The sequence below is a fragment of the Marinobacter sp. NFXS9 genome (assembly GCF_040148665.1).
GTDB lineage: Bacteria > Pseudomonadota > Gammaproteobacteria > Pseudomonadales > Oleiphilaceae > Marinobacter_A > Marinobacter_A mangrovi.
Genome location: NZ_JAGDDW010000011.1, coordinates 1 through 23,575 on the forward strand (window position 1 = coordinate 1; position 23,575 = coordinate 23,575).

The 23,575-nt window shown below is 59.8% G+C and carries 21 protein-coding genes; 15 read left to right on the forward strand and 6 right to left on the reverse strand.

Going from position 1 to position 23,575, the window contains the following annotated elements; genetic code table 11:
• Positions 1–376 precede the first annotated feature (376 nt).
• The 7 genes from J3364_RS15990 to J3364_RS16020 all read left to right on the forward strand — a co-directional run bounded on the left by J3364_RS15990 (position 377) and on the right by J3364_RS16020 (position 7,566).
• A complete protein-coding gene (locus tag J3364_RS15990; RefSeq protein WP_349559260.1) occupies positions 377–1,534 on the forward strand; it encodes an alpha/beta hydrolase family protein in 1,158 nt (385 codons plus the stop codon).
• A 28-nt stretch (positions 1,535–1,562) separates the two neighbouring features.
• Positions 1,563–2,513 carry a VOC family protein gene (locus tag J3364_RS15995; RefSeq protein ID WP_349559261.1) on the forward strand — a complete coding sequence of 317 codons (951 nt, stop codon included), beginning with the start codon at positions 1,563–1,565 and terminating at the stop codon, positions 2,511–2,513.
• A complete protein-coding gene (locus J3364_RS16000; RefSeq protein WP_349559262.1) occupies positions 2,506–2,871 on the forward strand; it encodes a Rieske (2Fe-2S) protein in 366 nt (121 codons plus the stop codon). Before J3364_RS15995 ends, J3364_RS16000 begins: the two co-directional genes overlap by 8 nt.
• Positions 2,872–2,885: 14 nt before the next feature.
• Positions 2,886–4,019, forward strand: a complete 1,134-nt coding sequence (locus tag J3364_RS16005; protein WP_349559263.1) for an FAD-dependent oxidoreductase — start codon at positions 2,886–2,888, stop codon at positions 4,017–4,019.
• Between the two features lie 301 nt (positions 4,020–4,320).
• Entirely contained in the window at positions 4,321–5,232 is a 912-nt protein-coding gene (locus tag J3364_RS16010) for a SphA family protein (RefSeq protein WP_349559264.1), read from the forward strand.
• Between the two features lie 38 nt (positions 5,233–5,270).
• Complete coding sequence (locus J3364_RS16015) at positions 5,271–6,491, forward strand: MFS transporter (protein WP_349559265.1); 1,221 nt, start codon at positions 5,271–5,273, stop codon at positions 6,489–6,491.
• Between the two features lie 79 nt (positions 6,492–6,570).
• On the forward strand, positions 6,571–7,566 hold the full coding sequence (locus J3364_RS16020; RefSeq protein ID WP_349559266.1) for an MBL fold metallo-hydrolase: 996 nt from the start codon (positions 6,571–6,573) through the stop codon (positions 7,564–7,566).
• A gap of 120 nt (positions 7,567–7,686) precedes the next feature.
• Here J3364_RS16020 and J3364_RS16025 read toward each other — a convergent pair whose 3' ends face one another.
• Complete coding sequence (locus J3364_RS16025) at positions 7,687–8,664, reverse strand: fumarylacetoacetate hydrolase family protein (RefSeq protein WP_349559267.1); 978 nt, start codon at positions 8,662–8,664, stop codon at positions 7,687–7,689.
• Between the two features lie 198 nt (positions 8,665–8,862).
• Between J3364_RS16025 and J3364_RS16030 the strand changes: the two genes are divergently transcribed.
• Complete coding sequence (locus J3364_RS16030; protein ID WP_349559268.1) at positions 8,863–9,771, forward strand: LysR substrate-binding domain-containing protein; 909 nt, start codon at positions 8,863–8,865, stop codon at positions 9,769–9,771.
• Positions 9,772–9,793: 22 nt separating this feature from the next.
• Here J3364_RS16030 and J3364_RS16035 read toward each other — a convergent pair whose 3' ends face one another.
• Positions 9,794–10,582, reverse strand: coding sequence for a cyclase family protein (locus J3364_RS16035; RefSeq protein WP_349559269.1), 789 nt, complete (start codon positions 10,580–10,582; stop codon positions 9,794–9,796).
• 309 nt (positions 10,583–10,891) lie between these two features.
• Positions 10,892–11,803: a LysR family transcriptional regulator gene (locus tag J3364_RS16040; RefSeq protein WP_349559270.1), complete on the reverse strand. Its 912-nt coding sequence runs from the start codon at positions 11,801–11,803 to the stop codon at positions 10,892–10,894.
• Positions 11,804–11,959: 156 nt separating this feature from the next.
• On the opposite strand from J3364_RS16040, the gene J3364_RS16045 reads away from it, so the two are divergent.
• From J3364_RS16045 to J3364_RS16055, 3 genes are all read left to right on the forward strand, one after another.
• Complete coding sequence (locus J3364_RS16045) at positions 11,960–12,658, forward strand: CoA transferase subunit A (RefSeq protein ID WP_349559271.1); 699 nt, start codon at positions 11,960–11,962, stop codon at positions 12,656–12,658.
• A 45-nt stretch (positions 12,659–12,703) separates the two neighbouring features.
• Positions 12,704–13,366 (forward strand): CoA transferase subunit B, encoded by a 663-nt coding sequence (locus J3364_RS16050; RefSeq protein ID WP_349559272.1) that lies wholly within the window; start codon positions 12,704–12,706, stop codon positions 13,364–13,366.
• A 118-nt stretch (positions 13,367–13,484) separates the two neighbouring features.
• Positions 13,485–14,792 carry a short-chain fatty acid transporter gene (locus tag J3364_RS16055; protein WP_349559273.1) on the forward strand — a complete coding sequence of 436 codons (1,308 nt, stop codon included), beginning with the start codon at positions 13,485–13,487 and terminating at the stop codon, positions 14,790–14,792.
• 53 nt (positions 14,793–14,845) lie between these two features.
• On the opposite strand, the gene J3364_RS16060 is transcribed toward J3364_RS16055, so the two are convergent.
• Positions 14,846–15,832, reverse strand: a complete 987-nt coding sequence (locus J3364_RS16060; RefSeq protein ID WP_349559274.1) for a GlxA family transcriptional regulator — start codon at positions 15,830–15,832, stop codon at positions 14,846–14,848.
• Positions 15,833–15,985: 153 nt separating this feature from the next.
• Between J3364_RS16060 and J3364_RS16065 the strand changes: the two genes are divergently transcribed.
• The 3 genes from J3364_RS16065 (at position 15,986) to J3364_RS16075 (ending at position 20,288) form a co-directional block, all read left to right on the forward strand.
• Positions 15,986–17,095: an S-(hydroxymethyl)glutathione dehydrogenase/class III alcohol dehydrogenase gene (locus J3364_RS16065; protein ID WP_349559275.1), complete on the forward strand. Its 1,110-nt coding sequence runs from the start codon at positions 15,986–15,988 to the stop codon at positions 17,093–17,095.
• A gap of 178 nt (positions 17,096–17,273) precedes the next feature.
• Positions 17,274–18,122, forward strand: a complete 849-nt coding sequence (locus J3364_RS16070) for an endo alpha-1,4 polygalactosaminidase (RefSeq protein WP_349559276.1) — start codon at positions 17,274–17,276, stop codon at positions 18,120–18,122.
• A 114-nt stretch (positions 18,123–18,236) separates the two neighbouring features.
• Complete coding sequence (locus J3364_RS16075; protein WP_349559277.1) at positions 18,237–20,288, forward strand: TonB-dependent receptor family protein; 2,052 nt, start codon at positions 18,237–18,239, stop codon at positions 20,286–20,288.
• A 25-nt stretch (positions 20,289–20,313) separates the two neighbouring features.
• On the opposite strand, the gene J3364_RS16080 is transcribed toward J3364_RS16075, so the two are convergent.
• On the reverse strand, positions 20,314–21,285 hold the full coding sequence (locus J3364_RS16080; protein WP_349559278.1) for a helix-turn-helix domain-containing protein: 972 nt from the start codon (positions 21,283–21,285) through the stop codon (positions 20,314–20,316).
• A 133-nt stretch (positions 21,286–21,418) separates the two neighbouring features.
• On the opposite strand from J3364_RS16080, the gene pobA reads away from it, so the two are divergent.
• On the forward strand, positions 21,419–22,603 hold the full coding sequence (gene pobA / locus J3364_RS16085) for a 4-hydroxybenzoate 3-monooxygenase (protein WP_349559279.1): 1,185 nt from the start codon (positions 21,419–21,421) through the stop codon (positions 22,601–22,603).
• 5 nt (positions 22,604–22,608) lie between these two features.
• Here the strand turns inward: pobA and J3364_RS16090 are convergent, their stop codons facing one another.
• Positions 22,609–23,304: a glutathione S-transferase N-terminal domain-containing protein gene (locus J3364_RS16090; protein WP_349559280.1), complete on the reverse strand. Its 696-nt coding sequence runs from the start codon at positions 23,302–23,304 to the stop codon at positions 22,609–22,611.
• Positions 23,305–23,575: the final 271 nt, after the last annotated feature.

The window sequence follows — 23,575 nt, forward strand, 5'->3', positions numbered from 1 at the left end:
TGAAAACGGACGGCATTTACGCCTGATATTGGCTATTTTATGGTCAATCCCGGCGTTGCCGGATGAATCGGCAGAGACCGGTAAATTGCTGGCTGTCTGAAAACGGCGTTTTTGCAGGGGCGACTACATACTTGCCCCCATTCCCGTAAAAGACCGGCATGCCGCTTCCGGAACCCGACACCTTGCCGCGCATGACCGTAACAGAAAGCGGGAGCCGCAAGCAGTACCACTTGAAACCATCGCCTTTCAAAATACATAAGATCCAAATAATCGATTTTTAAGATACGAAAGCTCCCAGTATCTTCGTCGGAACTGACAACAATGTTCCGTCGATCGTGGCAACACCGTCTGTTGTTGCCCGCAGGGAGTTTCAATCGTGTTCAAGTATTTTCCGACCAACTATGTCTGGAACCTGTCCGTCGATCTGGCTATCGAGATGGGCGCCCGTATGGGCGAAATCGAAGAAATGTGCGGCCCTTTACTCGATGCATCCAAACAACCGGATGGTCCCGGCGTCACGACCTTTCGTGAAAGCTGGGTCAAGATGGGTCACAAGCTGTGCGAACTGGCCGATGAAGACGAGACAAAAGGTCGGCTCATTTCGGCCGGCGACAAACTGCAGCGTGCCTCCATTTATCTACTAACGGCAGAGCGGATGCTGGGTCATGGCGACCCGACGCGTAAAGCACTGTATGACCAGTTCCAGAGGGCATTCAGACGCGGAATCAAGCTGTCACACGCCCCATGCGAGCGCGTCGAAATCCCGTATGGCGATTCGCATCTCTCCGCCCTGTTCGTCCCCGCCGAGAACGTTGAGGGCCCCCAGCCGGTGCTGGTCCAGGTGAATGGACTGGATAGCACCAAAGAAATGAAATACTTCGTGGGTCTGCCCAAATGGCTCGCGCAGCGGGGTATTGCCTCCCTGATCATCGACCAGCCAGGTACCGGCGAGGCCATCCGTCTGCATGACTTGAAGGCGGTCTATAACTCCGAAGTCTGGGCCAGCAAAATCGTCGATTACCTGGAAACACGCAGTGATATCGATCCCAAACGAATCGGTATGGAGGGCGTTTCCCTCGGAGGGTATTACTGCCCCCGCGCAGTCGCTTTCGAACCCCGTTTTGCAATGGGCGTGGTCTGGGGCGCGAATCATGACTGGCGCGACGTTCAGAAGAAACGTCTTGAGCGCGAGGGAGACTTCCCCGTTCCTCACTACTGGAACCATGTGTGCTGGGTCTGGGGCGCCGAGGACATCGATGAATTCATGGATATCGCCGAAAAAGTCCACCTCGATGGTGTACTGGACCGGATCCGCGTGCCTTTCCTCGTCACCCACGGCGAAAAGGACTCGCAGATTCCCCTGAAATGGGCCCAGCGCACCTACGAGCAGTTGGTTAACAGCCCCGAGCGTGAACTCAAGATTTTCACCGAGCGTGAAAGCGGTGTGCAGCACTCAAGCTTCGATAACAGCGCTAACGCCGGGGCGTACATCGCCGACTGGGTGGCCGAGCACCTTGGCGGCCACAGGGCCTGAGCCCGTTTTCATCATTGGAGGAATACCCATGAACATCATTGGACTGGACGAACTGGTCTTCGGCGTCGAGGACGTGGCCGGTTGTACGCAGTTTTTGACCGATTACGGCCTGACGCCGGTCGACGTGACCGATGCCGGCGGTCGTTTCGAGGCGCTTGATGGCACAGCCGTCGTTATTGCACACCAAGACGATCCGGCCCTGCCCGAGAAGACTTTGCCAAACTGCCAGCTGCGCAAAACGGTCATGGCCGTCGCCTCCCATGACGACCTTGACGCCGTGGCGAATGAACTGTCGAAAGATCGGGACGTGAAGCGCCTGCAGGATGGCTCGATTGAGAGTATCGACGATTGCGGATTTGTCATCGGCTTCCAGATCAGCGTCCGCCGACCGATCGAAGTAGTGGGTGAATTGGCCAATGCTCCGGGTGCGGCATACCAACGCCCGGTGAACCATACGGCCGTGAACATCGAAGCCGACATCAAACCCAAGACACTCTCCCACGTCGTTTACTTTGTGCCGGATGTGGCGAAAGCCGAAGCTTTCTACGCCGAACGACTGGGTTTTCGTTGCACCGATCGCTTCGCGGATGTCGGTCCCTTTATGCAGCCCGCAGGCACCCTGGACCACCACACCCACTTCTTCATCAGCGCGCCGCCGCAGATTCAGGGCGTCGAACATTTCACCTTCCACTTTGCTGGACCGACGGAGGTTCTTCAGAACGGTTCACGGTTTGTGGAGAAGGGGTATCAGGCGTTCTGGGGACCGGGCCGGCACGTGTTTGGGTCCAACTGGTTCTGGTACTTCAACAGCCCGTTCGGATGTCACATCGAAATGGACGCTGACATGGACCTGCACGATGAGAACTGGTCTCCCCGGTCAGCAAACATCAGCGCTGACGCCTCCCAGGCGTTCCTGACCCAGCACCGGAAAAAATGGTTCCCCGGTCCCGGCGCGCCGAAGAACGGCGACTATGCCTGAGCCCAACCATCAACGGCTCTATCTTTGCCAGCGGGAGGATATCCCGACAGGAACCTCTCGCGGGTTCGACACGGCAGGCAACGGGCAGGACTCCATGTTCGTGGTGGCGACGGAACAGGGGCTGTTTGCCTACAGAAACAGCTGCCCCCACGTCCCGGGATCGCCGATGGCGTGGCGCAAGAACGCCTACCTGTCGACCGATGGGACGGAGATTGTCTGTTTTGCCCACGGCGCCCGGTTCGACCCAGAGACGGGCATGTGCGCCGGCGGGCCGTGTCCGGGCCAGAGGCTGACGTCGGTTCCACTGGACATTGATACCGCCACAGGGCGTGTATTTGCATGGATAACAACAAGGTAGCAGAGGAGAGAATCATGGCCAGCCTAACGCGAGTTCTGATTATTGGCGGCGGCTTTACCGGCATGTCAGCGGGCATTGAGCTGCGCAAAGCAGGCATCGATGTGGATCTGGTGGAAATCGACCCAAGCTGGCGCCCGGAAGGTGCCGGCATCAGTATCAGCGGAGCCACGCTCCGTGCTCTGATGACCATTGGCGTCTATCACGAGGTGAAAGCACGGGGGTACCTGTCCACGGGGCTGGACGTATACACCGCAACCGGTGACCTTATCACCAGTGTGCCGACACCACCGCCGGCCGGGGCGAATGTTGAAGGCGGTGGCGCCATCATGCGCCCCGTGCTGGCCCGGATCCTGGCCGATGCAACTGTGGCCGTTGGCGTCAATGTCAGGCTCGGCACCACTTTTACCCGGATTGAACCATTGGACGATGGCGCGGATGTCACCTTCACCGATGGCACGCGTCAGCGCTACGACCTGGTCATCGGTGCCGATGGCCTCCATTCAAAAGTACGGGAAACGCTGTTCCCGGACGCCCCGAAACCCCAATACATTGGTCAGGCGGTATGGCGCGCCATCCTTCCTCGCCCGGCGGATATTATCCGGCCTACCATGTGGGTGGGTCAGTCCCTGAAAGTGGGTGTGAACCCGGTATCGGACGACCAGATGTACATGTTCATGACGGAGAATCGCCCGACGAACGAGTATGTGGATCGGTCCGATTGGCCGACACTCATGTCTGAGGCTCTGCGCACCGGCTTTCCAGCCGAACGGCTTCAACAGGCGGCGCCTCAGCTTCTCGAAGACAGCGCGCGTGTGGACTTCCGGTCCCTGCTGAATCTGCTGGTCCCACAACCCTGGCGTCGGGGACGCGTTATTCTGATCGGTGACACCGTTCATGCCACGACGCCGCACCTGGCCTCCGGCGCCGGCATCGGTATTGAAAGCGCTCTGGCACTGGCCGAAGAGCTCCAGGCAGCCTCCACTGTTGATGACGCATTGGGCCGGTTCGAGCGACGACGCTGGGACCGCTGCCGCATGGTGGTTGAGAATTCCGCCCGGCTCGCAGAGATTGAAATCAATGGCGGCGACAAAGCCGAACATGCCCAACTGATGCGCTCCAGTATGGAAGCGCTGACTCAGCCCATCTAAGCCCCTGTCCGGACTGCCGCGTGCCTTCCTGGGGCGCGGCAGTGTACCGTCTACCCGCAAGTCATCGACGCTTCCCTCCTGACATCCTGTGTTGCCGGCACACCCGGCTCAACCACCACGCGAATCAAAAAAATAATCAATAAAATCATAATTTTAATATAATATTTTGCCTAGCCTCCGTACGCCCTAAGGTATCCCTGTTCCCGATACCTGCAATCCGTATTTACCGTTTCTAAAGATACATACTCGTCGTTATCGTCATACAGACAAGACAAAAACAAGATGACAAACGAGGTAGACCATGAACAAAGCATTACGCCATTCCGTTGCCGCCACCGTCATCGGCGGACTTCTTTTCGCCGGTAACGTGAACGCCACCGAATCGGGCGGCAGTGTTTACCCACTGGGGGTTCAAACCGTGATGCCCGGGGTTATGTTCAGTCCCGGCAATTATCTGCTGAGCTACAACACCTGGGTCCATTCCAACGCGCTGAACGACAATGACGGGCACTCCTCGCTACCGAACGCGGAGCTGGATGTCGAAGCCCACGCCCTGCGCTATCTGCACATCTTCGAAGGTATCGACTTCGCCGGTGCGAACGTTGGATTCGAGGCGGCGGCAGCTTACACGGACGTTTCCCTTGAAGCCTACCAACCGCCTTATCTGGACATCGATGCCAACGCCAGTGGCATCGGTGACCTCACGATCGGGCCGTCGTTGGGCTGGCACGGAGCCAAGACACACCAGCAGGCCGTATTCCTGGTCACCCTGCCGTCGGGCACCTACGACGAGGACAACCAGGTCAACGTGGGACGAAACTACACCGCCCTGCAGCTCAGTTATGGCATCACCCACTTTATGGGCCCGCTGGAGCTGAGCGCTCTGTTTAAGGGCATCTATAACTTTGAAAACCATGACACTAACTACAAGTCCGGTGCCGAAACCGTCATGGACTATGGCATCAACTTCCACTTCCGGAACAACTGGTTTGTCGGTGTTGGCGGCTATTGGCACCAACAGCTCACCGACGACGAGGTCAACGGAGAATCGGTCGGAGAAAACGGCAACCGGATCCGGGAATTCACGATCGGTCCCAAGATCGGCTACGGCACCCCAAATGCCGGCGTCTATGTCTCCTTTACCCATGAGGTCTATGCGCGTAACGCATCGAATGGTAACCAACTTTGGATCAACCCGTTTATCAAGTTCTAACCCACTGATAACAATCACAACACAACATGAAGACCATCATGAAACAGACAGATACTCAGAAGCCGGACGACCGCAAACCGGGTCTTTCCTGCACGCTCCTGCTGCTGGTAGGAAGCTGCCTTCCCATTCTCGGCGCCGTTCTACTGGCGCCGCTACTCCCCGAAATGCAAAAGCATTTTGAGCAGGCGGATCATGCCGAGGTGCTGGTGCCCATGGTACTGACCATGCCGGCTCTGATGATCGGGCTGATCGGCCCCTTTGCCGGATCCGTCGCCGACCGTTTCGGTCGGCGACGACTACTGCTGTGGTCGCTGGGGTTGTATAGCGTTGTGGGCACCGCGCCACTGTGGATTGACGATCTGACCTTCATCCTCATGAGCCGACTGGGGCTCGGCCTAGCGGAAACGGGCATCATCACCGCCTGTACCGCCCTGATCGGCGACTATTTCGAGGGCGAGGCGCGCAAGAAAACCCTGGCCCTGCAAACCGTTGCCAGCTCGCTGTCGGCGTCCCTGTTCTTTGCGCTCGGCGGCATGCTTGGCGAGCTGGGATGGCGCGTACCGTTCTGGCTATACACCGTCGGTTTTCTGATGCTGCCCTGGGCGGCGGCTGTGGTCTGGGAACCGCTCCGTGACACCGCTACCGGTGCCCCGGAAAAGGACCACAAGATTGCCCGCTTCCCCTGGCTGGGCCATCTACCGGTGTTTGGACTGGCCTGGGCGACCGGCGCCACCATGTTCGTGGTGGCGGTGCAACTCGGCTTTCTCCTGGATGGCATTGGCATCGATTCACCCAAGCTTATTGGCTTGGCCATCGCCTCATCCCATCTGGCCCTGTTCCTGGGCGCGCTGACCACCCGCATGACAACGCGTGTGGCACCCGGCCTGATGGGCGTTGGCGGTTTCACGCTGATGGGCGCCGGTCTGTTCATGCTGTCCATTTCCCAGAGTTATACCCAAGTGGTGATGGCCATCCTGATTAACGGCTATGGCATTGGCCTCATGATACCGACCCTGGCTTCCTGGGCTCTCGATGGCCTGTCAATTGAGCAGCGCGGCCGGGGTTCGGGCGGATTTATGGCCAGCTTTTACCTGGGTGAATTCATGAGTCCCATTGTCGTGTTCGGCGTGGGGGCCGCCCTGAGCGTCGGCCTCACGGCGACGATTTCAATCATCGCCGAAGTCTGTGGCGTATTGGCGGTCCTGTGCTGCCTGCAATGGGCACTCGCCCGCCGCAGACGATTCAGCCAGGCCATCTAACCCTCATCCGCCCTGTAAAAACGTCACATCCGCCGAGCCCCCGCGCATACCTGCCGGGGGCCATGCTTTGAGGACATCTATGCGTTTCACTCCCCATCTTCACACGCTGTCAGGATTGCTCTGCGTAATTTTCCTGACGATCTCTGGCCTCGTTAACGCGGGCACGCAGAAGTCGCACCCTCCCATGAGTTGGACAACGTTGGGCACTGCTGGCGGTCCCGTGCTTATTCCCAGCCGCTCCCAACCCGCCAACCTGCTATCGATCAACGACGAGCACTGGCTGATCGATTGCGGCGATGGCTGCGGCGAACAACTGGCCGCCACAGGGCTCCAGCCCGAGAACGTCAACACGCTGTTCATCACCCACCTCCACATGGACCACATTGGAGGCCTTCAGGGGCTGATCGGACTTCGCTGGATGACACACGCCAGGCAGCCTCTCACGATTTACGGCCCGCCCGGTACCCGGGCGCTTGTCGCCGGCCTGGTCGACGCGTTGCAACCGACCCAACGTATTGGCCTTGGACTCGCCGCAGGGAAGAGCAATCATCCCGTCGCCAAGTCGGTCAATGTGGTTGAGTTGAAAGACGGGAGCCGCCTCGATTTTCACGGCGTGCATGTGAGCGCCCAACGGAACAGCCATTTCGACAACCCACCCGGGCACCCTGTCGACAACGGGTCGTCGTCACTGTCCTACCGCTTTGACCATGCGGGTTACAGCGTGGGGGTCACCGGCGACACAGGGCCGGACAAACGACTGCCCGGTTTCTTCGGGGGTGTGGATCTGCTCGTCAGCGAAGTGATTGATCTCCCGGCTATCGCAGCCATTATCAACAGTCCGCAGACAAAGCTTCCAACCGCCGTCAAAAAGGCGATGATCCAGCATCTGAGGGAGCATCACCTGTCGCCCGAGCAAGCCGGCGAACTCGCACAGGAGGCCGGTGTGTCCGAACTGGTTTTTACTCACCTCGTCATCGCCGGTCCGACACCCCAAATAGCGCCCAAACTGATTGAACAGGCCAGGACAGCATTCGACGGTGAGATCAGGGTGGCCCACGATCTGGAGCGTTTTTGATACACCACACCGCCCTATAAAACCGCCTTCGGTGAGGTTCATCGAAGGCGTTTTGTCGTTTGTACGCGGGGCGTCTCGTCACTGTTGGGCGACGTGAGCCCCGAGTAATACGCGGGATCGTCAGGACGGGCGAACCGTCTGCTCGATGTCGCCGAAAACAGACACTCCGTGCGGATCGAGCACCTGCATTCGGACGCAGTCACCAAACTTGAGGAACGGTGTTGAAGGCACTCCGTTGTCAATAATTTCGATCGTACGCCGTTCGGTAATGCAGGCTGACCCGGCGCTGCGGTCGGCATTGGACACCGTGCCGGAACCCACGATGGTTCCGGCACCCAGGCGGCGTGTCTTGGCCGCGTGGGCGATCAGCTCACCAAAGCTGAAGCTCATCTCGCGGCCGTTCGGGCTTCCAAACCATTCGCCGTTGAGTGAAACCTGCAGGGGCAGCTCGATTCGTCCATTGCGCCAGTGTTCGCCCAACTCGTCCGGTGTGACTGCGACGGGACCAAAACTCGACGAGGGTTTGGCATGCAGGAAACCGAATCCGGATTTCATTTCCCGCGGCGCAAAGGCCCTCAGGCTGACGTCATTGACGAGCACAAGCAGCCTGATGTGGCTGGTGGCTTTGTCCGCCGGACACCCTAATGGGATGTCATCCACGATAACCCCATACTCGCCCTCGAAGTCGATGCCATCGGCTTCATCAGGCAGGCAGATATCGTCACAGGGCCCGAGGAAGTCATCAGACGCCCCCTGATACATCAACGGTGTGGTTTCGGCATCCTCATGAGCCGGCAAATTGAAGGCCTGCTGCATCAACTTGCCATGATTCAGGAAAGCCGAGGCATCGCACCACTGATAAGCGCGGGGCAACGGAGCGGCAGCCTCCTGCGATACGAAGGGAAAGTCTCCGGCCATTTCCCCGGCATTCAAGGCCTGATAACAAGCCTCCAGCTCCGGCTCAGCGGAGTGCCAGTTCTCAATGGCGCACTGAAGCGTCGGTGCGATGGACCGCACCCGAACCGCGCGTGAAAGGTCCTTTGAGACCACCACCAGGACACCGTCCCGGTTGTCTGCTTTTAGGGTTGCCAGTTTCATTGTTATCGGGCCTTTTTTTACGAGTGGACTGTCAGGAGGTGGCCAAAGTCGACACGGTCCACAGGACCGAATCCGGCCTGACCAGCCATCAAGACGTGGCTTGCAACTTTCGATGCTATCGACCGTCAAGGCATTTGACGAATCGATTGATTTGATGGAATGTATCCGGAATAGCAATACAATAATAAGGAAACTGCGATGCGCTTTAACCGATTGGACCTGAATCTGTTGGTCGCCCTCGACGCCCTGCTGACCGAGCAAAACATAACTCGAGCTGCCGAACGGTTGAATCTGAGCCAGTCCGCAACCAGTGGCATTCTCGGCCGCCTTCGGGACTATTTTGACGATGACCTGCTGGTGCAGGTCGGCCGAAAAATGGAGCCCACCCTGCTGGCTCAGCAACTGGCAGGCCCGATTCGCGAGTTGATCCTGCAAATCCAGTCAACGTTGGCGATCACCTCAAGTTTCGATCCCCAAACAGCTCAACGCGCCTTTAAAATATGTGCCTCGGATTACGTCTCCAGCGTGCTTTTAACGCAGGTAGTCCGAGAGCGCGAGCAGCGGGCCCCGAATACCACGATGGAAATCATGCCCCAGTACGACGATATCCAGGTGCGTCTCCGGCGCGGCGAATTTGACTTTGTCGTCATTCCCCAGCAGCTGGCCGTCGATGACCAGCCCAGTTCGGTCCTGTTCGAGGAGAGCTATACCTGCGTGGTCTGGGAAGGCAACGACAAAGTGGGCGACACCCTGTCGCTCGAACAGTATTTCGAGCTCGGCCATATCGCCCCGCGGTTCGGCGCGTCCCGTCAGCCCACCTTCGAGGAATGGTTTTTCAAACAGCACGGCATGAAGCGTCGCGTAGAGGTTATCGCCAGCAGCTTCAGCACGATGGCGCCACTGCTGGTCGGCACCTCACTCGTCGCCACAATGCACACGCATCTCGCCAAGCGCAGTGCCGAATACCTTCCCATTCGGTTGCTTCCGGTACCCCTGGAGATCCCCAAACTCACCGAATGCCTGCAATGGCCCAGACACCTTGAAAATGACCCAGGCCACATCTGGATGCGCCAACTCCTCCAGGAAACGGCATCAAAGCTTGTGTGAACGAGTCGACAGGCCTCCCGGGCTAATCCTCAAAAATGGCGACAGCCCTGACAAAACCGGCGGAGGCGTGTTTTATCTTGTAGGGAAAGCAGGAAACCATAAAACCAAAGGCCGGTAACGCCTCCAGGTTGGTGAGCTTCTCCATTTGCCCATAGCCGATATCCCGGCCCGCTTTGTGCCCTTCCCAGATGATGGAGGCATCGCCACTGGCGGCGAATCGCTCCCGCGTATATTTGAACGGGGCATCCCAGCTCCAGGCATCCGTACCCACAACCCGGACCCCTTTTTCCAGCAAAAACAGGGTGGCTTCCCGCCCAATGCCCACGCCTGCTTCCAGATAGCCGGGCTCACCAAACAAGGCACCGGCTCGGGTGTTCACCAGCACAATGTCCAGCGGCTGCAGGTCGTATTCAATCCGCGCCAATTCAGACGCCATCTCATCGGCCGTTACGACATGGCCATCCGGATACCCTCGAAAATCCAGCTTTACACCGGGGCGCAGACACCAGTCCAGCGGCAACTCGTCAATGCCATAGGCGGGTACGCCGCCGTCCGTCGTCGATGCGTAATGCCAGGGTGCATCCATATGGGTACCGCTATGGGTGGTCACCGACAGACGCTCAGCGGCCCAAGCCTCATCTCCCGGCAACTGCTCCTTAGTCAGCCCCGGAAACATGGCAGCCATCTCTGGCCAGCCTTCCTGGTGATCGGTGTACTCGATCTTTGGGAGTAACGGAGGTGGATCTGTGTAGGGGTTGTTGTCCAGCGTGACGGAAAGATCAACCAGGCGTCGAGTTGGGTTCAATTTCATGACTTTTTCCTCTTAACAGACAGGCTCGCGATGGTCTGAATCTGGCGAGCCATTTCTGATCGGCGACAAACGCGAGTGCCCTGCTCCGATCAGGCTAAAAGGAAACGTAAGACGAGGTGAGCCTTTCACAGAAGTCGATATTCACAATGCTTGGCATCGATAATCTCGATGTAACTCGGAGCGTTCCTTTAACTGGAAGGTCATGAACACAAGCGAAGATCGACGGATGCCGTCTTTAGCAGGCCAGGCATTGTCGATTGAAAGACAGGCCCCTACGGTAGCTCTAATGGGACTGACATCTATCAATGCTCACACCTGAGTAGACACCAATCCAACCGCATTAAACGGCGTCGCCATCAACGTATCCAGCAGCGCCTGACCGGCAACCGACAATCCGCGCTCCGACGACTGCAGCACACCGATCGGCCGCTCGATCACCGGATCATGCAGCGGCAGACACACCGCACCCAACGCCTGCATCTGGCCGATGCACAAGGCCGGCACGGCGCTGACGCCCAGGCCCGCGGACACCATTCGGCCAACGGTGGAAAGCTGGTGGCTTTCAAGCTCAACCGGCAGTGACTGGCCCCTTTCGGCCAGGGTTTCTTCGAGCATATAGCGAACGGCGGATGGGCGCTGGAGCGCGATGAAGGGCTCTTGCAGAAGATGATCCCAGGCCATGTCCGAGCGGTTAGCCAGGGGCGAGTCCGAAGGCACGACGGCGACGAAACGGTCCACGTAGAGCGGCGTAAACGTCAGCCGGGACGCCGCCGGGGGCTCGAAGGCAACGCCCAACTCGACCTGGCCGATCTGAACCAGGTCGATCACATCTTCGTTGATGACATCCTGGATGGTCGCACTGATCTTGGGATAGCGGGCCCGGAAATCCTTGAGGATGCCGGGCAGCAGGTTGCCGGCAAAGGACGGCATGGCCGCCACGGTCACGCGGCCCAGCTCCAGCTCAAAGCGCTGGCGGATCTCGTCCCGGGCGTTGTCCCAGTCCGCCATCAGGCGGCGTGCCAGGGGTAACAGCGCTTCCCCTTCCGGCGTCAGACGAACGTTCCGGGTGGTGCGGCTGAACAAGGCGCCGCCGAGGCTCTCTTCCAGTGCCTTGATCGACAGGCTGAGCGCGGACTGGGACAGATGCAGCCGTTCGCACGCCTGGGCAAAACTCAAGGCCTGGGCTACCGCCAGGAAAGCCCGAAGTTGTTTCACCGTCATGCGATCACCCCGCTGCTAACTGATTGACCTCATTGTATCGCCGGCCTTTTGTTTTATAAAACCAATTAATTCTTCAATATTTCAAACTTAACAAATAAACGGCGGGCCGCGAGACTCTGTGTCATACAGCAACAATAAAACAGAGGAGGCGGCACTATGGCCGGTTTCGATAAACGCGTGAGCTCCTATGAAGAGGCGATGGCCGGCCTGGAAGACGGCATGACCCTGCTGGCCGGTGGCTTCGGGCTTTGCGGCATTCCCGAAAACCTGATCGCCGAGATCAAACGCAAGGGCACCCGCGACCTCACCGTCGCCTCCAACAACTGCGGTGTGGACGGGTTTGGCCTGGGCCTGCTGCTGGAAGATCGCCAGATCCGCAAGATGATTGCGTCCTATGTGGGCGAAAACGCGCTGTTCGAGAAGCAGTTGCTGGATGGCGACCTGGAAGTCGAGCTGACCCCGCAGGGGAACCTGGCCGAGCGCATGCGTGCTGCCGGCGCGGGCATTCCCGCTTTCTACACCGCCACCGGTTACGGCACGCGCATCGCCGAAGGCAAGGAAACCCGTCTGTTCGGGGATCGCCATTACGTTCTGGAAGAGGCTCTGCCCGGCGATTTCGCCATCGTGAAGGGCTGGAAAGCCGACACCTACGGCAACGTCATCTACCGCCATACCGCTCGCAACTTCAATCCGCTCGTCGCCATGGCGGGCAAGGTCACGGTCGTGGAAGTCGAAGAGATCGTCGCTCCCGGCGAACTGGATCCCGCCGTGATTCATACGCCCGGTATCTACGTCGACCGACTGATCTGCGGGACGTTTGAGAAGCGGATCGAGAAGCGGACCGTCCGCGGCTGAGACTTCCGTCGTCCGCCGACCCAATCAGAACAAGAGGAACAGACCATGGCACTGACCCGCGAACAGATGGCGCAACGCGTCGCCGCTGAACTGGAAGACGGCTTCTACGTCAATTTGGGGATTGGCATCCCGACGCTGGTGGCCAATTATGTCCCCGCCGGCATCGAGGTGATGCTCCAGTCCGAAAACGGCCTGCTCGGTATGGGCCCGTTCCCCACCGAGGAGCAGGTCGATCCGGACATGATCAACGCCGGCAAGCAGACCGTGACGGCCCAGCCGGGCGCTTCCATTGTCGATTCCGCCGACTCCTTCGCAATGATCCGGGGCGGTCACGTCGACCTGACCGTGCTGGGCGCCTTTGAGGTGGACGTCCAGGGCAACATCGCCTCCTGGATGGTGCCCGGCAAGCTGGTGAAAGGCATGGGCGGCGCCATGGACCTGGTGGCCGGCGCCGAGAACATCATCGTCACCATGACCCACGCGTCCAAGTCCGGCGAGCCTAAATTGCTGCAGGCGTGCACCCTGCCCCTGACCGGCGCGGGTTGCATCAAGCGTGTGCTGACGGATCTGGCCTACATCGAGATCGAGAACGGCCAATTTGTCCTCAAGGAACGGGCACCCGGGGTGAGTGTCGAGGAAATCATCCAGAAGACCGGCGGCGAGCTGGTGGTCCCCGACTCTGTGCCGGAGATGACCGTCGCCGGATAACCGGTTTTCCAGACGACCGAACCACCCAAGCCCCGCCTGCGGGGCTTTCTTGGTTTCGTCACCCCTGTCTTTGCGAGTCCGAAAACGTCACAAACACAATAAACGGAGTATCCATTCCATGCTCAATCGCGCATCGAAACCCTTCGTCCGGCTGGTCGAACGCTACCTGCCCGATCCTTACATTTTCGTTCTGCTGCTGACCCTGGTGGTCTTCGTCGCCGCCATGGGCGTGGAAGGCCAGTCACCGCAAGCCGTCGTCACCATGTGGGGTGACGGCTTCTGGAACCTGCTTACGTTCTCCATGCAGATGCTGCTGGTGCTGATCAGCGGCTACATGCTGGCCAACACGCCGCTGGTCAAAGGCATCCTGGACCGGATCGCCAGTCTGGCCCGGTCCCCCGGGCAGGCCATCCTCCTGGTCACGTTCGTGGCCCTCACCGCCAGCTGGATCAACTGGGGCTTCGGCCTGGTGGTCGGCGCACTGTTTGCGAAGGCACTGGCCCGTCGTATCCAGGTCCACTACCCGCTGCTGATCGCCAGCGCCTACTCGGGCTTTATCGTCTGGCACGGCGGTCTGGCTGGCTCCATTCCGCTGACCATCGCCACCGAGGGCCATTTCGCCGAGGACATGATCGGCGTGATTGGCACCAGCGAGACCATTTTCTCGTTCTTTAACCTGGCGATCGTGGTGGCGTTGTTTGTCCTCGTCCCGATCGTGAACCGCCTGATGCTGCCGCCGCAGAACGAGAGCATCTTTGTTGATCCGAAAATACTGGAGGACGGCAGCGATGAGGCGGTCTCCATCACCCGCCCGGCGGAACACCTGGAAAACAGCCGCCTGCTGGCGTGGCTGGTCGGTTTCGCCGGCCTGGCATTTACCTTCCAGTATTTCGTCAAAGACGGCGGGCTGAACCTGAACATCGTGAACTTCATGTTCCTGTTCCTCGCCATCATCCTGCACCAGACCCCACGCCGCCTGCTCACCAGCCTGAATGAAGCGATCAGTGGCGCGGCCGGCATCGTCATCCAGTTTCCGTTCTACGCGGGCATCATGGCGATCATGACCCAGTCAGGACTGGCGGGCACTATTTCCAGTGGATTCGCCTCGATCGCCAGCGCCGACACTCTGCCGTTCTGGAGCTTCATCAGCGCCGGCGTGGTGAACATCTTCGTGCCGTCCGGCGGCGGTCAGTGGGCGGTACAGGCTCCGGTGATGATTCCGGCCGCCCAGCAACTGGGTGCCGATATTCCACGTGTCGCCATGGCCGTGGCCTGGGGCGACGCCTGGACCAACCTGCTGCAACCGTTCTGGGCGCTGCCGGTGCTGGCCATCGCCGGTCTGAAAGCCAAGGACATCATGGGTTACTGCCTGTTGCTGCTGATCATTACCGGTGTATTGATCAGCCTTGGGCTGACGTTCCTGTAGGCCTTGCCCTCCAAGCCTTCAAAGCCCCGCACGGCGGGGCTTTTTTGTGGGCATCAGTTGGGGCTGGAGAAGCGCGCCCGATAATCGGTAGGCAGGATCGAAAGGTATTTGCGGAAGGTGCGGCGCAGCTGCTCGTCCGACGAGAAACCGCAGCGAAAGGCAATGCTTTTCAGGGGCAGTTCCGTGTCCTGCAGCAGACGGCGCGCCTTGTCCAGACGCGAGCGCTCGACGAACTCCATGGGACTCATCCCCGTTTCCTTCTGGAACAGGCGCGTCAGGTGGCGCAGGCTCATGGCGGCTTCATCCGCCAGCTCATTGGAGGTGAACGGCGTTTCCAGGTGATCCAGGATCCAGGCCTGGATGCGCCGCACGGCGGAGGACTGGGACATCTGGCTGGCCAGGTCCGCACTGAACTGGGATTGCCCGCCCGGGCGCTTGAGGAAAATCACCAGATCCCGCGCCACTTCCAGCGCCAGCTTGTGGCCGCAGTCCCGCTCCACGAAGGCCAGCGACAGGTCGATGGCGGCACTCACGCCGGCCGACGTCCAGAGGTTGTCCTGCTGGATGAAGATCGCGTCCACGTCCACCTCGATCGCCGGAAAGCGCTGCTCCAGCCGCTTCGACATGCGCCAGTGGGTCGTCGCCCGCCGACCATCCAACAGTCCGGCTTCCGCCAGGAAGAAGGTGCCCGTACACAGCGCCGCGAACCGTTTGATCCGCGGCGCACTGGTTTTCACCCAGTCGATCACGCCCTGGGCGTTGACCATGGAGCCTTCGATATCGTGGGCGCCGGCCACCAGGGCGGTATCGGGCAGATCGTCCGGATCGAGTCGCTGGGCGGCTTCCAGCGTCATCACCGTATCAGAGGTCACCGGACCGGCGATCGCGGCGGCTACGCGGATGTCATAAAACGCGGGCATTCCCTGGCTTTCCAGGTGCTTGTTAGCATAGGTGAACACCGTCAGCGGGCCGATGGCCTCCAGTGATTTGAACCCCGGATAGATAACCAGATCAACGCGGTGTCTCTGGCGTTCGGACATGCAAAACCTCTTCACTGAAGGACGGATGGCGCGCCGTGTCCAAATTTACAGGCGATGTGTCCCTGATCCGGGGCAATTCGACGGGCAGACGGCGGAAGTGTGCATTATCCTAATCGAATTGCATGGCACATCGAAATTGAGGAGAACCGACAGATGAAATCCCGCGCGGCCGTTGCCTTTGGCCCCAACCAGCCCCTGGAAATCGTTGAAGTGGATGTGGAACCACCCAAGGCGGGTGAGGTGCTGGTGCGCATCGTCGCCACCGGCGTGTGCCACACCGACGCCTACACCCTGTCCGGCGCCGACCCGGAAGGCCTGTTCCCGACCATTCTCGGTCATGAAGGCGGCGGCATTGTCGAAGCCGTCGGCGAGGGCGTGACCTCCGTCGAAGTGGGCGATCACGTGATTCCTCTCTACACCGCGGAGTGCGGCGAGTGTAAGTTCTGCAAATCCGGCAAAACCAACCTGTGCGGCTCGGTCCGGGCCACCCAGGGCAAGGGCGTGATGCCGGACGGCACCAGCCGCTTCAGCTACAAGGGCGAGCCGCTGTACCACTACATGGGCACGTCCACCTTCTCGGAATACACCGTATTGCCGGAGGTCTCCCTGGCCAAGATCCCCAAGGAAGCCCCCCTGGACAAAGTGTGCCTGCTGGGCTGCGGCGTCACCACCGGTATCGGTGCCGTGCTGAACACGGCCAAGGTTGAGGAAGGCGCCACCGTCGCCATCTTTGGTCTGGGTGGCATCGGCCTGGCGGCGATCATTGGCGCCAAGATGGCCAAGGCCGGCCGCATCATCGCCATCGACATCAACCCGGCCAAGTTCAAGATCGCCGAAGAGCTGGGCGCCACCGACTTCGTCAACCCGAACGACTACGACAAGCCGATCCAGGAAGTTATCGTCGAGATGACCGACGGCGGCGTCGACTACTCGTTCGAGTGCGTCGGTAACGTGAAGCTGATGCGCGCGGCGCTGGAGTGCTGCCACAAGGGCTGGGGCGAATCCATCATCATCGGCGTCGCCGGCGCCGGTGAGGAAATCAGCACCCGCCCGTTCCAGCTGGTCACCGGCCGCGTCTGGAAAGGCTCCGCCTTCGGCGGCGTTAAGGGCCGCACCGAACTGCCGGGTTACGTGGAAAAAGCCGAAAAAGGCGAGATCCCGCTGGACACCTTCATCACCCACAACATGAAGCTCGAAGACATCAACGAAGCGTTCGAGCTGATGCACGAAGGCAAGAGCATCCGGACGGTGATTCACTACTGATCCATCGCCCAACCCCGGGCTCCGCCTTTCGGCGGCCCGGGGCCTCTCTCCCTCAACGTTTTCCCGGCAACACTGCCCTTACCCACTTCTGTTTTATTTGGTAACCAAACGGGATTGGGCAATCCACTCGCCACACCGCCCCCTATAATGACCCCATTCTTCGAACAGGGATGGTTCCATGAAAACATTGGGAATGCTGTTTTTTCTGTCTTTCCTCCTCGTCGGCTGCGGTGGTTCATCCTCAGGCGACACGTCAGATAACACCTCGGCCAGTTCGGACTCCGATCCCATCACCGGCGGCGATTGGTACCAACCCGTTCCACTGGTGACCTGGCAGTGGCAACTCCAGGGCACGGTGGACACCGGCTACGACGTGGAAATCTACGACATCGATCTCTTCGATTCGGACGTGTCGCTCATCCAGTCCATCCAGGCCACTGGCAAGAAGGTCATCTGCTATTTTTCAGCCGGGTCCTATGAAAACTGGCGCGACGATGCCGGAGACTTCGAGGCCGCCGACCTGGGCAACAACCTGGATGGTTGGGATGGAGAACGCTGGCTGGATATCCGCAACGAGAACGTGCGCGATATTATGGCGGCGCGACTGGATCTGGCGGTCGATAAGGGCTGCGATGGTGTCGAACCGGATAACATGGACGGCTACACCAACGATCCCGGCTTCGATTTCACCGCCGCGGACCAGCTCGCCTACAACCGCTGGATCGCCAACGAGGCCCACCAAAGAACGCTGGCCGTGGGTCTAAAGAACGATCTGAACCAGATTGACTCACTGGTAAATTATTTTGATTTCGCGGTGAACGAAGAGTGCTTTGAGTACAGCGAGTGCGATCGGTTGCAGCCGTTTATCGATGCCAACAAGGCCGTGCTCAATGCCGAGTACCAGGATCAGTACGTCAACGATGCCACTGCTCGGGCGGCCCTGTGCACCGATAGCGTCAACCGCCAGTTCAGCACGCTGGTGCTGCCACTGGACCTGGATAACAGCTTTCGATACAGCTGCAACTGAAGCGGCCCGGGAAAACGCTGAAAATAGGCTATTCCCCGAATTGACCGGTTTCGGCTGGAGGCAGAAAATTAGCCTCCTACCGAAATGGACATTCACCCAGCCGAAGCGATTGCCATGCCTGATATCCGAATTCAAACGCCGCTTTTCCTGACCCTGTGCGCCGTGCCCACCCTGGCGCTCGGCCAGGCCACGCCGGAACTCAACACCATCACCGTCACCTCCGGTCGCCTGGAACGCTCGCTGTATGACACACCGGCCGCCATGTCGGTCGTAGACCAGTCGGAGATCCAGGACGGCCAGCAGCGCCTGAAGCTGGACGAGTCACTGGGACAGGTGCCCGGCGTGTTTCTGCAGAACCGGGAAAACTTCGCCCAGGGCGAACGACTCTCTATTCGCGGGTTCGGAGCTCGCGCCCCATTCGGCGTGCGCGGCGTCACTGTTTTGGTGGACGGCATTCCCTACACCCTGCCCGATGGCCAGGCCCAGCTGGACGCCATCGACCTGGACAGCGCCGAACGCATCGAGGTGATTCGTGGTCCGGCATCCGTCTTGTATGGCAATGCCGCCGGTGGCGTGCTCAGCGTCACCACGCCAGACGGTCGCTACGAAGAGGATCACACGACTCTGCGCCTGGAAGGCGGCAGTGACGGTTACGGCAAGTTCGCAGCCGGACACAGCGGGCACGATGGTCCCTGGTCCCACAACATCAGTTTTTCAGCTTTGAATTTCGACGGTTACCGGGACCATAGTCACGTGGAGAAGTACCTGCTCAACGGCAAGCTGCGCCGAAACCTGAGCAGTGACCGGGCGCTGACCCTGGTCCTGAACCTGCTCGACAATCCCCGATCAGACGACCCGGGCGCCCTGACCGCCGAACAGGTGGAAGAAGACCGTCAACAGGCCGGCCGTTTCACCGAGGAGTACGACACCGGCCAGACCGTCGACCAGCAGGTGGTCGGCCTGCAGTACGAGGATCTTTCCGCCGGACCGGGCGAGTTCTACGCCAAAACCTTTTATCTGCACCGGAATTTCGACCAGCAACTGCCCTATCCCGGCGACAGCCTGATCAACTACGACCGCGACTACTATGGCGCCAGCACTGAGTACCACCAGTCTCTGTCATTCGGAAGCCTGCCCTTCCGCTACGTCACCGGGATTGAAGCCCGGCGCCAGGAAGACGACCGCGGCCGTCGCAATGTCGCCTTCTCAGGGGAGATCGAAGGCGTCAGTGCCGATGAAACGCAAACAGCGACCGCACTCGGCCTGTTTGCCCAGGGCGACCTGGACCTGACCGATACCGTAACCGCCTCTCTCGGTGGCCGCTTCGATCGCGTCGACCTGGAAGTGGACGACGATTATCTCGACGATGGCGACCAGAGCGGCGACAAAACCTTCAACCAGTGGAGCGGGTCGGCCGGCCTCAGCTGGCGTTACCGGCCCGATCACCAGGCTTACGCCAACATCAGCACTGCGTTCGAGACGCCCACGTTCTCGGAGTTCGCCAATCCCAGTGGTGTCGGCGGCTTCAATCCCGATGTCGAGCCCCAGAAATCCGTCAACCACGAACTGGGTCTGCGCGGGGATTTCGGCTACGACGTCGACTACGACCTGACCCTATTCTGGGTCGACGTGCGTGACGAGCTTATTCCCTACGAACTGGCCGGCGACAGCGACCGCACCTTCTACCGCAACGCCGGCGACACCACCCGCAAGGGCATCGAGATGGCCGTCGGCTGGCGCTTCGCTCCGGCCTGGCGCCTGGAATCCGCGCTGACGCTGGCCCGCTATCGCTTTGATGACTATGAATCGTCCGGTAACAACTACGACGGCAACCGCATTCCCGGCCTGCCGGAACAGACCTGGAACAACCAGCTGAAATGGCAAGGCTCTGGTGAGCGTTTCGCCGCGATTGAAGCTCGCTACGTGGGCGATATGAAAGCCGATGACGCCAATACCGTCGACGTGGATGACTACTGGCTCTTGAGCCTGCGGGGCGGCGACGGCTGGTACGTCAGCCGCGACACCCTTTTGAAAGCCTATGCCGGCATCCGCAACCTGACCGACGAGGAATACTTCGCCAACGTGCGCATCAATGCCAGCAACGGCCGCTATTACGAGCCGGCCTCGGGACGCACGGTTTACGCGGGACTGGAACTGACGTTCTAGTGTCCCTTCGGGGTAATGCGCTGATCTAGCGGGTACCGGGCAGGTCGCCCCCGGATTCCGGGATGGTCATCGAACCACTGTGCCGAATCCGGAAGGCCTTGGGCGTAAACCCGGTCAGTCGCTTGAAGAAACGGGTGAAGTAGGCCGGCTCGGAAAACCCCAGCATGTCGGAGACCTGGCTGATAGTGAGATTGGTGTAGGTCAGGTTGCGCTTGGCCTCCAGAAGCACCCGCTCGTGCAACAACTGCAAGGCGCTGGCGCCGGTCTCACGCCGACACAGGGCATTGAGATGGGCCGCCGTGATGCCCAGGGAATCGGCAAACCATTCGATGGTCGGCTGGCCGAGGAAATGGCTTTCGATCAACGTCTGGAACTGACGCACATGCTCGCCGGACCGCTCCGACCGGGGCTCACCCCGGTGCGATGACGTTCCCTTACGAGACACATCCCGTTCGCGCCGACGCATCAGCTGGCTGACCAGCGCCTGGATCAGTCCATGCAGCGCCATGTCCCGACCAATGCCCGGGTCGCGATATTCCTCGGCGATCTCGTCCACAAGGTGCTGGATGCGCCGGGCCGCCTTTCCCGCTTGCAACGGATAGAAGCCGGGGCGGGTCAGCACCGGCGCTGCGGCGCCCGGCCAGTTGGCCAGATGCTCCGCCAATGGTCGGGCGAGCGTGATGATGTGGCCGTCGATATCTTCACTGAACCGAAAACCATGAATGGTCATGGCCGGGATCACGATGAGCAGCGGACCCTTCAGATCATGTTCCAGCCCTTCCAGCTCCAAAGCGACCTGCCCGGTCTGGATGTACAGCACATGCACCAGATCCGCATGCCGATGGGTGCGGATATGCCAGTCGTGGAGCCGGCTGCGGGCGGCAATGGACTCGCAGTGCAGCAGATCCGGCGTCGGCCACTGCCGGGTCTCACCATAGAGTTTGAAGACGGGAACCCGGTCCATCTCGGGTGCCGTTCTGACCGTTTTTCCCATCATGCTGCCTCCCGCCTTCCTCGATCAGCCGATCTCTAAAAAGTCCAATTCTTTGTTCAGATTTTGCCTTATATCGCCGTTCATTTCCCGGAAAACTACAAATAACAACGAGAGCAAGAACGACCGAGGTACACCCATGAAAACAACAATCGCCATCATTGGCGCCGGACCGTCCGGCCTTCTCCTGGGACAGCTTCTACAACGACAGGGCATCGACAACGTAATCCTGGAACGCCGCAGTGGCGACTATGTGCTCAGCCGCATTCGTGCCGGCGTGCTGGAACAGGGCATGGTGGATCTGCTGCGCGAGGCCGGAGTGAGCGAGCGGATGGACGCGGAAGGCCTGCCCCACGACGGATTCGAATTAGCCGTCAATAATCGCCGGGTCCGTGTGGACCTGAAAGGCTTGACTGGCGGCAAGTCGGTGATGGTCTACGGCCAGACCGAAGTCACCCGGGATCTGATGGAAGCCCGCGAAGCGTCCGGCGGGCAGACGATCTATGAAGCCGACAACGTGCAGCTTCACGATCTGGAGTCGGCCGCCCCCTTCGTCACGTTCGAGAAACACGGTGAGACGGTCCGCCTGGATTGCGACTACGTGGCGGGCTGCGATGGCTATCATGGCGTCTCACGCCAGAGCATCCCGGAGGATCGCATTCGCACCTTTGAAAAAGTGTATCCCTTCGGCTGGCTGGGTCTGCTGTCCGATACGCCACCCGTTTCCGAGGAACTGATCTACGCCCATCACGAGCGGGGCTTTGCCCTGTGCAGCCAGCGCTCAGCCACCCGCAGCCGATACTACGTGCAGGTGCCCTTGACCGAAAAGGTGGAGGACTGGTCGGACGAGCGTTTCTGGGACGAACTGAAACGCCGTATTCCGGACGACGCCGCCGCCAACCTGGTCACCGGCCCGTCGCTGGAGAAAAGCATCGCGCCCCTGCGCAGTTTCGTCGCCGAACCCATGCAGTTCGGTCGGCTGTTCCTGGTGGGCGATGCGGCGCACATCGTTCCTCCGACCGGCGCCAAGGGACTGAATCTGGCGGCCAGCGACGTCAACAGCCTGTATCGATTGCTGACAAGGGTTTATCAGGACGGTCGCACCGACCTGATTCCCAACTATTCTCGGGCCTGCCTGAACCGGGTCTGGAAATCAGAGCGCTTTTCCTGGTGGATGACGTCGATGCTGCACCGCTTCGAGGGGCAGGACGAGTTCGAGTATCGGCTGCGGCAGGCCGAACTGGACTACCACATCCAGTCCAAAGCCGGCCTGCGCGTGATCGCAGAGAACTATGTGGGCCTGCCCTACGAATCCATCGAATAGACGGCTCAATCCTTCGGGCGCCGCCCCTGACCGAACAGAACGGATTTGCTGTCCTCGTTGACCACCGCCTCCTGGCTGATCTCATCGGCCAGGGCATAGGCGCGCTGCACGGCCGGGCGTTCGCCGATGGCATCCAGCCAGCGCTTCACATTGGGCAGGGTTTCGATGTCCTGCCCCTGTTTTTCCCAACCCTTGGCCCAGGGGTAGGTCGCCATATCGGCAATGGAATACTCGCCCGCCATGTAGTCGCGATCCGCCAGCAGATCGTCCAGCACACCATAAAGCCGCTCGCTCTCTTTGACATAACGGTCGATGGCGTAGTCGATTTTCTCCGGCGCGTACTGTTTGAAATGATGGTTCTGCCCCAACATGGGCCCGAAACCGCCCATCTGCCAGTACAGCCATTGCAGGGTGTCCCAGCGCTGGCGCAGATCCTTCGACAGGAACTCCCCCGTTTTTTCGGCCAGGTATTCCAGGATCGCGCCGGATTCAAACAGGGAGAGTGGCGCACCGCCATCCACCGGGTTGTGGTCCACGATCGCCGGGATCTTGTTGTTGGGAGAGATTTTCAGGAAGGCCTCACCAAACTGGTCACCCCGGCCGATGTGGATCGGGATGGTCCGGTATTCCAGACCGGTTTCTTCCAGAAAGATACTGATCTTGTGGCCGTTCGGGGTGGTCCAATAATAAAGGTCGATCATGATCGGGCTCCCTCATTCGGGGCGTGAGTGCACGCCAAGGACATTCCGATGGGCAGCGTGCGAGGAAAAGTGTCATTGCCCACCACTATAGACGACCGGTCTATTATGCACTCATGGCGCAGGATCACGTCAACTCTCCTGCTCGTCGGTCGATCAGTTTGCCCCCTCCCACACCCGCCATTTTTGTGACCCAGTTCACACCGGAACCAAAATGAACACGCCGCAACAATTCAATACGCCCCTCGAAGCGACAGATCGAAAATTCATGTAA

Bases quoted from the DNA above. Each gene is read 5' to 3' on its own strand.
- J3364_RS16080 (WP_349559278.1), bottom strand. From the start codon at position 21,285: ATGATGGGAAAAACGGTCAGAACGGCACCCGAGATGGACCGGGTTCCC.
- J3364_RS16010 (WP_349559264.1), top strand. From the start codon at position 4,321: ATGAACAAAGCATTACGCCATTCCGTTGCCGCCACCGTCATCGGCGGA.
- J3364_RS16090 (WP_349559280.1), bottom strand. From the start codon at position 23,304: ATGATCGACCTTTATTATTGGACCACCCCGAACGGCCACAAGATCAGT.
- J3364_RS16030 (WP_349559268.1), top strand. From the start codon at position 8,863: ATGCGCTTTAACCGATTGGACCTGAATCTGTTGGTCGCCCTCGACGCC.
- J3364_RS16075 (WP_349559277.1), top strand. From the start codon at position 18,237: ATGCCTGATATCCGAATTCAAACGCCGCTTTTCCTGACCCTGTGCGCC.
- J3364_RS16020 (WP_349559266.1), top strand. From the start codon at position 6,571: ATGCGTTTCACTCCCCATCTTCACACGCTGTCAGGATTGCTCTGCGTA.
- J3364_RS16035 (WP_349559269.1), bottom strand. From the start codon at position 10,582: ATGAAATTGAACCCAACTCGACGCCTGGTTGATCTTTCCGTCACGCTG.
- pobA (WP_349559279.1), top strand. From the start codon at position 21,419: ATGAAAACAACAATCGCCATCATTGGCGCCGGACCGTCCGGCCTTCTC.
- J3364_RS16040 (WP_349559270.1), bottom strand. From the start codon at position 11,803: ATGACGGTGAAACAACTTCGGGCTTTCCTGGCGGTAGCCCAGGCCTTG.
- J3364_RS16005 (WP_349559263.1), top strand. From the start codon at position 2,886: ATGGCCAGCCTAACGCGAGTTCTGATTATTGGCGGCGGCTTTACCGGC.
- J3364_RS16050 (WP_349559272.1), top strand. From the start codon at position 12,704: ATGGCACTGACCCGCGAACAGATGGCGCAACGCGTCGCCGCTGAACTG.
- J3364_RS15995 (WP_349559261.1), top strand. From the start codon at position 1,563: ATGAACATCATTGGACTGGACGAACTGGTCTTCGGCGTCGAGGACGTG.
- J3364_RS16015 (WP_349559265.1), top strand. From the start codon at position 5,271: ATGAAACAGACAGATACTCAGAAGCCGGACGACCGCAAACCGGGTCTT.
- J3364_RS16070 (WP_349559276.1), top strand. From the start codon at position 17,274: ATGAAAACATTGGGAATGCTGTTTTTTCTGTCTTTCCTCCTCGTCGGC.
- J3364_RS16045 (WP_349559271.1), top strand. From the start codon at position 11,960: ATGGCCGGTTTCGATAAACGCGTGAGCTCCTATGAAGAGGCGATGGCC.
- J3364_RS16055 (WP_349559273.1), top strand. From the start codon at position 13,485: ATGCTCAATCGCGCATCGAAACCCTTCGTCCGGCTGGTCGAACGCTAC.
- J3364_RS16000 (WP_349559262.1), top strand. From the start codon at position 2,506: ATGCCTGAGCCCAACCATCAACGGCTCTATCTTTGCCAGCGGGAGGAT.
- J3364_RS16060 (WP_349559274.1), bottom strand. From the start codon at position 15,832: ATGTCCGAACGCCAGAGACACCGCGTTGATCTGGTTATCTATCCGGGG.
- J3364_RS16025 (WP_349559267.1), bottom strand. From the start codon at position 8,664: ATGAAACTGGCAACCCTAAAAGCAGACAACCGGGACGGTGTCCTGGTG.
- J3364_RS16065 (WP_349559275.1), top strand. From the start codon at position 15,986: ATGAAATCCCGCGCGGCCGTTGCCTTTGGCCCCAACCAGCCCCTGGAA.